We start from the raw sequence: 12,607 nt of genomic DNA, 5'->3' as shown, positions 1-12,607 counted from the left end.
GATGTCAGGTGGCGAGCGACACGGCCGCGTTCACCGCGGCTGCGACCAGCACCGTGTTGAAGAAGAAGGATGCGATGGCGTGCAGCAGGTTGACCTTGCGCATCGCCGTCGAGGTGATCGCGACGTCAGATGTCTGCGCCGTCATGCCTATCACGAAGGCGAAATACAGGAAGTCGAACGCGCCCGGCTTCGTGTCGCCGGGGAAGGAAAGGCTGCGGCCTGCGCCGCGTCCCGTCTCCGTGTTCGATGGCCGCCAGTAGACATGGGCGTAATGCAGTGCCGCCATGGTGTGGATGGTAAACCAGCCCAGCGCGACCGAGGCGAAGGCGAGGGCGAGTTCGATGCCCGAGGTCCCCTTGCGATTGAGCACGACGAACAGCGAGCCTATGGACACGGCGGCGGCCGCGAAGGTGACCGTGAAGATGATCCACACCGGTTCGTCGGCGTCGGTGGCATGATGTTCGAGATAGCCCGCCGTCAGATAGGGCAGGCGAATGATCGTCATTCCCAGGTAGCAGGAGAAGAACACCACGGCGGCAATATCGATTGCGAAATCCGGTTTCATCAAGATCGCCGGCACGCCGCATAAGACGGCTGCGGCGATGCCTGCATAGAAAGGCAGGTGCCGACCGTAGATCTTGCGTGCCGGTGTTGCCGTCATGATCCTGCCCGCGCGTTCTTCGCCCGGCGGCAAAGCCGGTCCAGGGTTTCCAGGAAGGCGGAACGGTCGCGGGGCGAGAAGGCGGCATTGTAGCCCTTGCTTTCGCCGGTCTCGCGCAGATGTGCACCGAGATCGCGCATCGCGCTGGCCATGCCGATATTTGTCTGGTCGAACAGTCGCCCGGTCGGACCGGTCACATGCGCCCCCTTGGCGACGGTTCTGCCGGCAAGTGGCACATCCGCGGTGATGACGATGTCGCCGTCGCGCACGTTCTCGACGATCCAGTTGTCGGCCGCATCGAAGGCGCCGGAGACGATGACGTTGCGGATCATCGGGTCACGCGACGGACGCAGCCCCGAATTGGCGACGAAGGTCACCGGCAGGCCGTGCCGCTCGGCAACCTTTAGGACCTCCGGCTTTACCGGGCAGGCATCCGCATCGACAAAGATGGTGGGCTGGTCTTCGTTCATGCGATCGGTCTTTTCAGTTCGCTTGTGCCAGGCCTTCGGTCGGCCGCGCCATATCGAGATGGGGAATGCCGTCTTCGACATATTCCGCCGAAGTTGGGATAAAGCCAAGGGACCGATAGAAGGGTTCGAGATGGCTCTGCGCCGAAAGCGCGATCGGTTGACCGGGGAAATGCGCTTCACAGGCCTCTATCGCGGCGCGCATCAGCGCCCCACCGAGGCCGCTGCCGCGATGTGCCGGTGCCACGATGACACGCCCGATGCGCGGGCCGCCGTTTTCCGGCTTCCATAACCGCGCATAGGCTGCGGTCTCACCATCGATGATCAGGCGCAGATGCAGCGAATCGGCATCCTTGCCATCCAGTTCCGGATAGGCGCAGGCCTGCTCGACGACGAAGACATCGACGCGCAGCTTCAGCAGGGCATAAAGCTCGACCGCGGAGAATGCTTCCATTCTCCGCACATCGACCAGGTAGGCGGCTGCCGTCATCAGTAGACGACGACGCTGCGGATGGACTTGCCCTCATGCATCAGGTCGAAGCCCTTGTTGATGTCTTCGAGCGGCATTGTGTGGGTGATCATCGGATCGATCTGGATCTTGCCCTCCATGTACCAGTCGACAATCTTGGGAACGTCGGTACGGCCACGCGCACCGCCGAAGGCCGTGCCCATCCAGTTGCGGCCGGTGACCAGCTGGAACGGACGCGTCGAGATTTCCTGGCCCGCGCCGGCAACGCCGATGACGACCGACTTGCCCCAGCCGCGATGGGACGATTCCAGCGCCTGGCGCATCACCTTGGTGTTGCCCGTGCAGTCGAAGGTGTAGTCCGCGCCACCGATCGTGTCGCCATTACGCTTCGTCATGTTGACGAGATAGGGCACGATGTCGTCGCCGACTTCCTTCGGATTGACGAAATGCGTCATGCCGAACTTTTCGCCCCAGGCCTTGCGGTCGTTGTTGATGTCGACGCCGATGATCATGTCGGCACCGGCAAGGCGCAGGCCCTGCAGCACGTTGAGGCCGATGCCGCCGAGGCCGAAGACGACGGCCGTCGAGCCCACTTCCACCTTAGCCGTATTGATGACCGCGCCGATGCCGGTCGTCACGCCGCAGCCGATATAGCAGATCTTGTCGAAGGGGGCGTCGGGGTTGACCTTGGCGAGCGCGATTTCCGGCAGAACCGTGTAGTTCGCGAAGGTCGAGCAGCCCATATAGTGGAAGATCTTGTCCTTGCCGATCGAGAAGCGCGAGGTGCCGTCGGGCATCACGCCCTGACCCTGCGTGGCGCGAATGGCCGTGCACAGGTTGGTCTTGCGCGACAGGCAGGAATAACATTCGCGGCATTCCGGCGTGTAGAGCGGAATGACATGATCGCCCTTCTTCAGCGATGTGACGCCCGGGCCCACATCGACGACGATGCCTGCGCCCTCGTGGCCGAGAATGGCCGGGAAAAGGCCTTCCGGATCAGCACCCGACAGGGTGAATTCGTCCGTATGGCAGATGCCGGTCGCCTTCACTTCGATGAGCACCTCGCCGGCGCGTGGGCCTTCGAGCTGCACGGTCATCACTTCCAGCGGTTTTCCTGCCTGAACGGCAACGGCGGCACGTACGTCCATAGTCGTCTCCCTATGCGGATTCTCTTGCGGCCAGACCATTGCAGAGCTGGGCCGCTGTCTCAAGTCTTGGGGTGAAAATCAGGCCTGATCTTTTTGTATCAGCCTGGCGACCTCTGCCTCGAGCGCGGCGATCGCCTTGCCCGTCCGCTCATGCAGCTGGTGCACCTCGCGGAGCTGTCGAAGCAGGGGGTGGAGATGTTCGTCGCCGGCGGGATCGCCTGGCGCATCGCCGATGCCGGCAATCAGCCAGGACGGCGAAACCGACAGAACACCTGCCAGCATGAAGAGCGCCTTGGTGTCTGGCTCGGCGCGATCGCTTTCCCACCCGCCGATCGTCTCTTCCGGCAGGCCAAGCCGGGCCGCGAGGTCTTCCAGCGATACGCCGATGGCATCGCGCGCGCGCCAGATCCGGCCGCCCAGCGTGTCACCGTCGGTACGGATGGCAGGAAAGGGAATGGTGTTGTTTTCGCCGGCAATGGTCATCGCGGCCTCCAATGTGTTTCCGGCAAGTTTACAGGCACGGAAGGCCTTTTTTCTACCTCAAATGCGCCGCTTCGCGCCGCCTCTGCAGGGCCGAAAATCCGTCATTGCCAGTTGAGTGAAAAGGTCTAAGGAGAAAGTAACGAGGAGACGCATCATGAATGCAGGCGCAGGCCCAGCCGGCCAGTCCGGCGCAAACACCATGCAGGGCGTGGCGCTCATGGCCATCGCCATGCTGCTTCTGCCCTGCATGGATGCGATCGCCAAATACATGGCCAATTTCGCCGGCATGTCGCCGGGGCAGGTTACGTTCTACCGCTTCTTCTTCCAGTTGGTCTGCACCGTGCCGCTGATCTTCACGGCTGCCGGCGCCGCGACGCTGCGCCCGAAGCGTCCATGGCTCAACCTCCTGCGCGGGGCAATCCACGGCGCGGCAAGCCTGCTCTTCTTCGCTGCCGTCAAGTACATGCCGCTGGCGGATGTCTTTGCGATCTACTTCGTGGAACCCTTCATACTGACGGCGATGTCTGCTGCCTTTCTCGGCGACAAGGTGGGCTGGCGGCGCTGGCTCGCCATCATTGTTGGCTTTGGTGGTGCGCTCATCGTCATCCAGCCGAGTTTCGTGCTGTTCGGCTGGACGGCGCTGCTGCCGGTCGGCTGTGCCTTCCTGTATTCCATCTATCTCTTCATGAACCGCGCCATCGGTGACGCCGATTCGCCGCTTACCATGCAAACGATCGCCGGGTTCGGCGGAACGCTGTTCATGGGCGCCGCACTCATGATCGGCAACAATGCCGGCGTTGCGGACTTCGAGCTGTCGCTGCCGCCGTCGCTCTTCACACTCATTTTGCTGCTCATTCTGGGGGCGCTGTCGGGTTATGCGCATATGCTGGTGGTGCGCGCCTTCCGCATGGCGCCGCTGTCGCTGCTGGCGCCGTTCCAGTATTTCGAGATCATCTCGGCAACCGTGCTCGGCTACGCGATCTTCGGCGATTTTCCCACGCCGTCGAAATGGCTCGGTATCGCAATCATCGTCGCCTCTGGCCTTTTCATCATCTGGCGCGAACAAAAGAGCCGAAAGGCGAGGGCGGATATTGCCTTCGACTAAAGTGCCCGTGCGCTGCCGTTGAATGGCCGGGGCTTTTATGGCTACAACTCCTGCACAAGACTGCCGGGAGGAAAGCATGTTCAAGAAGATCCTGATTGCCAATCGCGGCGAGATAGCCTGCCGCGTGATCAAGACGGCACGCAGGATGGGCATCGCCACCGTTGCGGTCTATTCCGATGCCGACCGCGACGCGCTGCATGTCGAAATGGCCGATGAAGCCGTCCATATCGGTCCCGCGCCGGCGGCTGAAAGCTATCTGGTCGCAGACAAGATCATTGCTGCCTGTAAGGAGACCGGCGCAGAGGCGGTTCATCCCGGCTACGGCTTCCTTTCCGAGCGCGCCAGCTTTTGTGAGGCGCTGGAGGCCGAAGGCATTATTTTTATCGGTCCGAAGCCCAAGGCCATCCGTGCCATGGGTGACAAAATCGAATCGAAGAAATTCGCCAATGCCGCAAACGTCTCGACGGTGCCGGGTTTCCTCGGCGTGATCGAGGACACCGCCCACGCGGAGCGCATTGCCGGCGAGATCGGCTATCCCGTGATGATCAAGGCCTCCGCTGGCGGCGGCGGCAAGGGCATGCGCATCGCGTGGAATAAGGACGAGGTGCGCGACGGTTTCGACCGCGCCCGCTCGGAGGCGAAAAGCGCGTTTGGCGACGACCGCGTCTTCATCGAAAAATATATCGTCGACCCGCGCCATATCGAGATCCAGGTGCTCGCGGATGCGCATGGCACGACGCTCTATCTCGGCGAGCGCGAATGCTCCATCCAGCGCCGAAACCAGAAGGTCGTCGAGGAGGCGCCATCGCCGTTTCTCGATGAGGCGACACGGCGTGCCATGGGCGAGCAGTCGGTGGCGCTCGCCAAAGCCGTCGATTACCAGAGCGCGGGAACGGTGGAGTTCATCGTCGACCGCGACCGCAATTTCTATTTCCTCGAGATGAACACCCGCCTGCAGGTCGAGCATCCGGTGACGGAACTCGTCACGGGCATCGACCTCGTCGAGCAGATGATCCGCATCGCCGCCGGCGAAAAGCTGGCGCTGACGCAGAACGATATCCGCCTCGATGGCTGGGCTGTCGAAAGCCGCCTCTATGCCGAGGACCCATATCGCAGCTTCCTGCCGTCCATCGGTCGGCTCACCCGCTATCGCCCGCCCGCGGAAGGGAAATCCGGTTCAACGATCGTGCGCAACGATACCGGCGTCTACGAGGGCGCCGAAATCTCGATGTATTACGATCCCATGGTCGCCAAGCTTTGCACCTGGGCGCCAAGTCGCCTGGAGGCGATCGATGCCATGAGCGACGCGCTCGATGGCTTCACCGTCGATGGTATCGAGCACAATGTTCCCTTCCTCGCCGCGCTGATGCGGCATCCTCGCTGGCGGGAGGGGCGGCTTTCGACCGGTTTCATCGACGAAGAATATCCCGACGGCTTCGCGCCAATGACGCCGAACGCAGGTGAGGCGCAGGTGCTGGCCCGTGTCGCGCTCTCCGCGCACCTGACCGACGCCGCGCGTCGAGCGAAACACCGCGACCGCCTGCGTCCGGCCCAGGGGCTGCGGTCAGACTGGTTGGTGAAGATCGGCGATGATTACCACGCGCTCGCGACGACGGATGCGGTCGAAAGCGAGTGGCGTCCGGGCGATGCCGTATGGCGCGGCGCGGTTGACGGAAAATCGGTGACGGCGCAGTTGCGGCCGTTGCGAAACGGCATGCGCATCGACTGGCAGGGGCTGTCCGTACGGACCCGCGTCTTCACGCCGCGCCTTGCCGAACTCGATGCGCTGATGCCGGTCAAGCTGCCGCCCGATACCTCGAAAATGTTGCTTTGCCCCATGCCAGGCCTGGTCGTGTCGATCTCCGTTCAGGAAGGTCAGGAGGTGAAAGCGGGCGAGACCCTTGCCGTGGTGGAAGCCATGAAGATGGAGAACGTCCTGCGCGCCGAGCGTGACCTGACCGTCGGCCCGATCCGTGCGCGACCCGGAGAAAGCCTGGCAGTTGACGCCGTCATCATGGAATTCGCCTGAAACTCCTGATTTGTTAGGAAATCGCCGCTAGCCTGAAATCTCCGGTCCATGACGACCGGGGAGGATGCAATGTCGACTTCGGTTTCGGTTGTCTTGCTGCTGGCAATCAATCTCGGCCTGATCTGGCTGTTGATCGCCGCACCGGTCGGTCGCCGCACCCTGCGGCTCAGCCGGGTTCTAAAGGCATCACCGGCGCGTCTTGCCGGGCTGGTCAGCCCGCTTGGCAGCGAGGCCGACTGGCATCCCTCCGTCTTGTCAAGCGAACCTCTTTCCTCGGATCGTGCCCGGCAAACCTTACGCTACCCAGATCGGCGAGGTGAACCGATTACCCGAACAGTGTCGGTGCGCGAAGCGCGCGATGGCGATGGCATCGCCTGCGAGACTCGCGTCATCGAAGATAGCGCGCTCGATTCTTCCTTCTGGGAGGATTATGTGGATCGGCGTTTCATGCGTCCGGTGCCGGGCGGAACGCTGATGACGGTCGAACAGACGGATCGTTATCGCGGCATCGCCTTCCTGCTTTTCCGCTATGTGCAGCTGCGCCGTGAAATGAAGGCGCTCGATCAGTGGCTCGCCACGGGACAAGGCGAGGTGAGGGGCATTTTGGAGCGGCCGGCGACACAGATGGTGCTCGCCATCCTGTCCACAGTGCTGCTCTGGCCGTTTTTCGGGCTCAACGTGCGCGGCCTGCTGCTGTCTTCTTTTCTCACGGTGGTGATCGTTCTGCATGAATTCGGGCACATGGCCGCTTACCGGGCCTTCGGTCACAAGCGCGTGCGCATGATCTTCGTGCCGCTGCTCGGCGGCATTGCCGTCGGTGGGCGGCCTTACAATTCGCGATTTGAGGTGGCGGTCTGCGCGCTGATGGGCGCTGGCATGTCGGCTTTCCTTGTGCCGCCGTTGATCGCGTTGCACGATGTTGCCTCGCGCGCGACAGGTGCTGCCGTGCTGGTCTTCCTGCTGATCCTCGGCGCGTTCAACCTGCTCAACCTTCTGCCGATGCACCGATTCGATGGCGGGCAGGTGCTACGTCAGGTTTTCTCCAGTCGAGCCGGCCTTCTTTCTGCGAGCTTTCTGGTAACGCTGGCCATCGTATTCGTCGGCTGGCGTATCGGGCTTCCGTTCACACTCCTGATCGCCGGCCTTGCCGTCTTCACGCTCCTGAGCCTCATCGGTGCCGGTGGCGTGAAACCGCGTCGCGCGCTGGAGCCCATGACGCCGCCGCAGCGGCTGCTCGCGGGGTTCGGTTTCTACGCTGCCCTTGCCCTGCACGGCTACGCGATCGTCTATGCCTGCGATGCGCTGATCGCCTGAAAGTCCGTGTCGGGGATGGTTTCGCCAAAGACCCGCTCGAACGAGTCGCGGATGTGGATATCGACGTCGCTCATCATGACCGGCAGGCCGAGGTCGACGAGGCTGGTCACGCCGTAGCCGCGTATGCCGCAGGGCACGATGCCGCTGAAATGTTCGAGGTCCGGATCGACATTGAGGGAAAAGCCGTGGAAGCTCACCCACCGGCGAAGGCGGATACCGATGGCCGCGATCTTGTCTTCGGCAAGCGACCCGTCGGGCAGCGGTGGGCGCTCGGGCCGGCGCACCCAGACTCCGACGCGATCTTCGCGCCGCTCGCCGCGGATGTTCATGGAATCGAGCGCATCGATCACGACGGCCTCGAGTGCTGCCACGAAGGCACGCACATCCTGCCGCCGGCGCTTGAGATCCAGCATGACATAGACAACACGCTGGCCGGGGCCGTGATAGGTATATTCACCGCCGCGTCCCGTGGAGAACACCGGAAAGCGGTCGGGAGCCACGAGGTCATCGGGCACCGCGCTGGTGCCGGCGGTGTAAAGAGGCGGATGCTCGACCAGCCAGACCAGTTCGTCGGCGTCGCCGCGGGCAATGGCGGCCGCCTCGCGCTCCATCGTTTCGACTGCCTCGTCATAGGCGACAAGTCCTGGCGCGACGCGCCAGCGCACCGGCGGGGAGCCGGGAATCGCTAGAAGGGATGTCTCGATGTCCTGGCGCTGCATGACGGCTTTCCTTTCGGGTTCCTTGTGCCAGATATAGGAGCGATCCTGCAAGGATTTCAGGGGTTTCCGGGCCCTTGCGAAGGGACTGTTGAAATTGTTTCGCTTTCCCTCATTTTTCTTGTCGCGCGGCCTTGTGCACCCCAAATCCTTTTGCTACATGCACCCCCGTCGCCGCAAGACGACATCTACCACGATGCGGTCGTGGCGGAATTGGTAGACGCGCAGCGTTGAGGTCGCTGTGGGGCAACCCGTGGAAGTTCGAGTCTTCTCGACCGCACCAAGAACCCGGCCTAGTGCCGGGTTTTCTCGTTTCTGGGCTTCTGTTTTCCTGCTTTTCGCGCAGCCTGTCCCGCAGCTTTCGCGCGGCGCTCATCGGGCGCGCCTAAATGGTGCTCAAATCATCTGCGACAAGCGTTATAGTTAATGTTTCCCTACTGTTGGGCGCTTGCAGTGGGGAAATCACAGTGTTGCTGGAAATTCTGTGACAGAATCGCAACACATTTTTTCCAGAGTTTGCTACACCCTCTGGCAAGCGACGAAATGTCCATTTCCCGCCACAAACGGGGCGCAGCGATAAGGGCATGCAGATGCGGGCGACCGCGCTCAAGGGATACGATGAGCCAAACGATGTCATTGCCGCGGGAACTGTCGGGAAAGCGTACGAAAACCGTACGTTCCCGGTTTCTTGGCGATAGATCGGCCGGCCGCGGAATAGTTGAAGTGATACCCAGGTCTGAGTTGATGCCGATGAAAGTACTTGTAATGGGTCTCTGCCTTTCGCTCTCCTGCGGGATGGCGTCGACGGCTCTGGCATTCGATCCCGATGCGGGCATTACCAAGGAAAGCGGGCCTTTCGATCTCTTCAAGTTCGGTTTCTTCTCTTACAAGGAAGGTCGCAAGGGCGATGCCGTCGAGGCCTATCGCTATGCCGCGGAAAAGGGACATACGGGTTCGCGCTGGGCGCTCGCCAACATGTATGCCGACGGCGACGGCGTACCGGAGAACGACCTGGAAGCCTTCAAGATCTATAGCGAGATCGCCCGTGCCGGCGTCGAGCCGGGGTCGGAAGATACGGGTTATTTCGCCAGCGCCCTGATTTCACTCGCCAGCTACTATCGCCGCGGTATCCCAGACAGTCCGGTCCGGATCGATCTGACGCAGGCGCGTCAGCTCTATTTCCAGGCCGCGTCCACCTTCGGCATTCCCGAAGCGCAGTTCCAGCTTGGCCGCATGATGCTGCGCGGCGAGGGTGGCAATGTGTCCGTGCACCAAGCCAAGAAATGGCTGAACCGCGCGCGCAACAAGGGCCATGCCGGTGCGATGGGCTTGTTCGGTAACATTCTTTTCCAGGAAGGGGACACCGCCCGTGGTCTCGCCTTCATGACGGCGGCGCTGGACCATTGCCCGCCCAAGGACTGTGGCTGGCTTCAGGCGACGCAGGAGGAGGCGTTCTCCGTCGCCACCGAGGAGGACCGCCGCAAGGGCGTCGCACTCGCGCAGAGCATTCGTTTCAATCCCAACGAATAGACTGATCGAAGAGAGATCTCGCGCGCATCACGCGGCGTAGTCGAGCACAGCCACTACGGGCACATGGTCCGATGGCTTTTCCCAGTTGCGCACATGCTTCTCGACGGCTGTCGAGACCAGCCGGTCCGATGCCTCGGCCGACAGCATGAGATGGTCGATGCGGATACCGTAGTTCTTCGGCCAGCACCCGCCCTGATAATCCCAGAACGTATAAAGCGGCGCGGCATCCGACGAGGCGCGCACCGCATCGGTGAGACCGAGGTTTTCAAGACGTCTGAAGGCCTGCCGTGTCGGCGGCAGATAGAGCGCGTCCCGCTCCCAGACCTTGACGTCCCAGCAGTCGTGCGGCTCGGGGATGACATTATAGTCGCCGGCAAGCACGAGGGGTTCTTCCAGCGCCAGGCGATCCTGCGCGAAGGCGAAGAGGCGCTCCATCCATGAAAGCTTGTAGGGGTATTTGACCGGATCATCGGCGGGGTTGCCGTTCGGCAGGTAGATCGAGCAGACGCGGATTGCGCCGCCCTCAACGGAAAAGACGCCCTCGATGAAGCGCGCCTGTTCGTCGGCCTCGTCGCCGGGAAGGCCGCGGTTCACCTCGTCGGGACGGATCTTCGACAGAAGCGCGACACCGTTGAAGCCCTTCTGCCCGTGTGTCTCCACATGATAGCCGAGCGCTTCGATCTCCAGGCGCGGAAATGTCTCATCGACCGTCTTGATTTCCTGCAACGCGACGATGTCGGGGTTCGATTCCTTCAGCCATGCGACGAGGTTTTCGATGCGGGCCCGCACGCCGTTGATGTTCCAGGTGGCAATCTTGATCGGCATGCGGTTTCCGTTTCGCGTGTTCTTCCGGCCAATCTCTGTTGGCCGGGTATGAAATGACGTCAGATCGAGAAGCTGGTGCCGCAGCCGCAATTGGCGACGGCGTTCGGATTCTTGATCTGGAAAGACTGGCCAAGAAGGTTGTCGACGAAATCGATCTCCGAGCCGTCCATGTAGACGAGCGAAAGCTGGTCGATCAGCACGCGTGCATCGTTCTTCTCCAGAACGAGATCATCGTCCTGCTGGTCTTCGACAAGATCGAACTTGTAGGAAAAGCCGGAACAGCCGCCGCCTTCGACAGACACGCGAAGCGCCTGCTTTTCGGGCGAGGAGCCGAGAATGGTCGCAATGCGCCGGGCGGCGGCATCGGAAAGGGTTACGGGTTGGTTGCTCATGTCTGCCTCCTGCCGGGGTCAAGATCCGGAGAGAATCGTTTGTTCGCATTGGCCGGCGCGGCTGCGCCGTGAAGCCCGACTAAACGCGGAACCGTCGGCAGATCATTGAAAATGCTGATCTTTCAGACGGAGCTTGCGGCCGGACTTGCTGCTATGCACACTATAGGTATGAAGGCATTGAGGCCGCGTCAATGGGCGGCGTGAATGCAGGTGACGAATGACACTCGACAGACATGCGCTGGGTTTCGGCGCCGGACAGCGCGCCATCTATGCTTCCGATCCCTGGACAAGCCGTGGGAGGCTCTTTCCCGAAAGCGAAAGCCCCACGCGATCGGATTTCCAGCGCGACCGCGACCGCATTGTGCACACGACGGCCTTCCGTCGTCTCAAGCACAAGACGCAGGTGTTCATCGCAGCTGACGGCGACCATTACCGCACGCGGCTGACCCATACTATCGAGGTGGCGCAGATCGCCCGGGCGCTGGCGCGGGCACTGAAGCTCGACGAGGATCTCGCCGAAGGCGTGGCGCTGGTGCACGATTTCGGTCACACCCCCTTCGGGCATACCGGGGAAGACGCGTTGCAGGAGGTTCTGGAGCCATTCGGCGGCTTCGATCACAACGCCCAGTCCCTGCGCATCGTCACCAAGCTCGAACGACGCTATGCCGAGTTCGATGGGCTGAACCTGACATGGGAAAGCCTGGAGGGTCTGGTCAAGCACAACGGCCCGCTGATCGGTCCCAACGGAGAATGCACGCATGGCAAGGAGGTGCCGCGGCCCATCCTTGAATATTGCGCGATGCATGATCTTGAAATTGGCAGTTTCGCGAGCTTGGAGGCGCAGGTCGCCGCTATCGCCGATGATATCGCCTATAACACCCATGACATCGATGACGGCCTGCGCTCCGGCTTCCTGACCTTCGACATGCTGGAGGAGGTGCCCTTCCTGGCAAGGCTGATGCGGGAGGTTCATGATCGCTATCCGGGTCTGGAGGCGTCGCGCTTCACCCATGAGATCATGCGCCGGCAGATCACGGCGATGGTGGAGGACGTGATCGGCTATGCGCAACGCGCGCTGCTGGACGTTCGTCCCGAGAGCGCCGACGACGTGCGCAAGGCGCGCCGATGCATGGCGACCTTTTCCGAGGCGATGGGGCAGACCGATCGGCAGATCAAGAAGCTCCTGTTCTCGCGGATCTACCGGCACCCGGAAGTCATGCGCGTGCGGGCCAATGCCGCCTCGATCCTGACCGATCTCTATCACGCCTACATGGATGATCCCCAGCTCATGCAGGGACACTATTGGGTCGATCGTATTGCCACCATGCCGGAATCGGCGCGTGCCCGTCACGTCGCGGATTATCTGGCAGGCATGACCGACAATTACGCGATCAACACCCATCGCCGGCTGTTTGACCATACCCCTGAATTGCGATAGTCAGCCGGCACCCCGAATTTCTTCGCAGGA

General features: G+C 61.9%; 13 protein-coding genes and 1 tRNA gene. 6 read left to right on the top strand and 8 right to left on the bottom strand.

Annotated features, from left to right (window positions below; translation table 11 throughout):
* Positions 1 to 4: 4 nt before the first annotated feature.
* From MKI86_RS01285 to MKI86_RS01265, 5 genes are all read right to left on the bottom strand, one after another.
* Complete coding sequence (locus tag MKI86_RS01285) at positions 5 to 661, bottom strand: DUF1345 domain-containing protein (RefSeq protein WP_241596124.1); 657 nt, start codon at positions 659 to 661, stop codon at positions 5 to 7.
* Positions 658 to 1,131: a YaiI/YqxD family protein gene (locus MKI86_RS01280; RefSeq protein WP_241596121.1), complete on the bottom strand. Its 474-nt coding sequence runs from the start codon at positions 1,129 to 1,131 to the stop codon at positions 658 to 660. The genes MKI86_RS01285 and MKI86_RS01280 overlap by 4 nt, the downstream gene beginning before the upstream one ends.
* 13 nt (positions 1,132 to 1,144) lie before the next feature.
* Complete coding sequence (locus tag MKI86_RS01275; RefSeq protein WP_370879856.1) at positions 1,145 to 1,618, bottom strand: GNAT family N-acetyltransferase; 474 nt, start codon at positions 1,616 to 1,618, stop codon at positions 1,145 to 1,147.
* Positions 1,618 to 2,745, bottom strand: a complete 1,128-nt coding sequence (locus MKI86_RS01270; protein WP_241596115.1) for an S-(hydroxymethyl)glutathione dehydrogenase/class III alcohol dehydrogenase — start codon at positions 2,743 to 2,745, stop codon at positions 1,618 to 1,620. The genes MKI86_RS01275 and MKI86_RS01270 overlap by 1 nt, the downstream gene beginning before the upstream one ends.
* 78 nt (positions 2,746 to 2,823) lie before the next feature.
* The gene (locus tag MKI86_RS01265; protein ID WP_241596112.1) at positions 2,824 to 3,228 is read right to left on the bottom strand and encodes a helix-turn-helix domain-containing protein; all 405 of its coding nucleotides are present in this window, start codon (positions 3,226 to 3,228) and stop codon (positions 2,824 to 2,826) included.
* 154 nt (positions 3,229 to 3,382) lie between these two features.
* Here MKI86_RS01265 and MKI86_RS01260 point away from each other — a divergent pair, with 154 nt between their 5' ends.
* The 3 genes from MKI86_RS01260 (at position 3,383) to MKI86_RS01250 (ending at position 7,676) form a co-directional block, all read left to right on the top strand.
* Entirely contained in the window at positions 3,383 to 4,333 is a 951-nt protein-coding gene (locus MKI86_RS01260) for a DMT family transporter (RefSeq protein ID WP_241596109.1), read from the top strand.
* 76 nt (positions 4,334 to 4,409) lie between these two features.
* Positions 4,410 to 6,362, top strand: a complete 1,953-nt coding sequence (locus tag MKI86_RS01255) for an acetyl-CoA carboxylase biotin carboxylase subunit (protein WP_241596106.1) — start codon at positions 4,410 to 4,412, stop codon at positions 6,360 to 6,362.
* A gap of 69 nt (positions 6,363 to 6,431) precedes the next feature.
* The gene (locus MKI86_RS01250; protein ID WP_241596103.1) at positions 6,432 to 7,676 is read left to right on the top strand and encodes a hypothetical protein; all 1,245 of its coding nucleotides are present in this window, start codon (positions 6,432 to 6,434) and stop codon (positions 7,674 to 7,676) included.
* On the opposite strand, the gene lipB is transcribed toward MKI86_RS01250, so the two are convergent.
* Positions 7,649 to 8,395, bottom strand: a complete 747-nt coding sequence (gene lipB / locus MKI86_RS01245; protein ID WP_241596100.1) for a lipoyl(octanoyl) transferase LipB — start codon at positions 8,393 to 8,395, stop codon at positions 7,649 to 7,651. The genes MKI86_RS01250 and lipB overlap by 28 nt on opposite strands.
* Before the next feature lie 195 nt (positions 8,396 to 8,590).
* Between lipB and MKI86_RS01240 the strand changes: the two genes are divergently transcribed.
* Together MKI86_RS01240 and exoR are read left to right on the top strand one after the other, a co-directional pair.
* Positions 8,591 to 8,675: transfer RNA gene (locus MKI86_RS01240), tRNA-Leu, on the top strand.
* Between the two features lie 461 nt (positions 8,676 to 9,136).
* Positions 9,137 to 9,922, top strand: coding sequence for an exopolysaccharide production regulator ExoR (exoR, locus tag MKI86_RS01235; RefSeq protein WP_370879855.1), 786 nt, complete (start codon positions 9,137 to 9,139; stop codon positions 9,920 to 9,922).
* Positions 9,923 to 9,949: 27 nt separating this feature from the next.
* Here the strand turns inward: exoR and xth are convergent, their stop codons facing one another.
* Positions 9,950 to 10,741 (bottom strand): exodeoxyribonuclease III, encoded by a 792-nt coding sequence (xth, locus tag MKI86_RS01230; RefSeq protein WP_241597752.1) that lies wholly within the window; start codon positions 10,739 to 10,741, stop codon positions 9,950 to 9,952.
* A 65-nt stretch (positions 10,742 to 10,806) separates the two neighbouring features.
* Positions 10,807 to 11,139, bottom strand: coding sequence for an iron-sulfur cluster insertion protein ErpA (erpA, locus tag MKI86_RS01225; protein WP_241596097.1), 333 nt, complete (start codon positions 11,137 to 11,139; stop codon positions 10,807 to 10,809).
* A 217-nt stretch (positions 11,140 to 11,356) separates the two neighbouring features.
* On the opposite strand from erpA, the gene MKI86_RS01220 reads away from it, so the two are divergent.
* The gene (locus MKI86_RS01220) at positions 11,357 to 12,577 is read left to right on the top strand and encodes a deoxyguanosinetriphosphate triphosphohydrolase (RefSeq protein WP_241596094.1); all 1,221 of its coding nucleotides are present in this window, start codon (positions 11,357 to 11,359) and stop codon (positions 12,575 to 12,577) included.
* Positions 12,578 to 12,607: the final 30 nt, after the last annotated feature.

Origin of the sequence: Shinella sedimenti, from assembly GCF_022601905.1 — a bacterium.
GTDB lineage: Bacteria > Pseudomonadota > Alphaproteobacteria > Rhizobiales > Rhizobiaceae > Shinella > Shinella sedimenti.
This window is presented reverse-complemented; position numbering and strand designations above follow the sequence as displayed.

Coding starts and splice junctions, on each gene's coding strand:
- MKI86_RS01275 (WP_370879856.1), bottom strand. CDS start 1,618: ATGACGGCAGCCGCCTACCTGGTCGATGTGCGGAGAATGGAAGCATTC.
- MKI86_RS01250 (WP_241596103.1), top strand. CDS start 6,432: ATGTCGACTTCGGTTTCGGTTGTCTTGCTGCTGGCAATCAATCTCGGC.
- MKI86_RS01270 (WP_241596115.1), bottom strand. CDS start 2,745: ATGGACGTACGTGCCGCCGTTGCCGTTCAGGCAGGAAAACCGCTGGAA.
- MKI86_RS01285 (WP_241596124.1), bottom strand. CDS start 661: ATGACGGCAACACCGGCACGCAAGATCTACGGTCGGCACCTGCCTTTC.
- MKI86_RS01280 (WP_241596121.1), bottom strand. CDS start 1,131: ATGAACGAAGACCAGCCCACCATCTTTGTCGATGCGGATGCCTGCCCG.
- MKI86_RS01220 (WP_241596094.1), top strand. CDS start 11,357: ATGACACTCGACAGACATGCGCTGGGTTTCGGCGCCGGACAGCGCGCC.
- MKI86_RS01265 (WP_241596112.1), bottom strand. CDS start 3,228: ATGACCATTGCCGGCGAAAACAACACCATTCCCTTTCCTGCCATCCGT.
- lipB (WP_241596100.1), bottom strand. CDS start 8,395: ATGCAGCGCCAGGACATCGAGACATCCCTTCTAGCGATTCCCGGCTCC.
- MKI86_RS01260 (WP_241596109.1), top strand. CDS start 3,383: ATGAATGCAGGCGCAGGCCCAGCCGGCCAGTCCGGCGCAAACACCATG.
- MKI86_RS01255 (WP_241596106.1), top strand. CDS start 4,410: ATGTTCAAGAAGATCCTGATTGCCAATCGCGGCGAGATAGCCTGCCGC.
- erpA (WP_241596097.1), bottom strand. CDS start 11,139: ATGAGCAACCAACCCGTAACCCTTTCCGATGCCGCCGCCCGGCGCATT.
- exoR (WP_370879855.1), top strand. CDS start 9,137: ATGCCGATGAAAGTACTTGTAATGGGTCTCTGCCTTTCGCTCTCCTGC.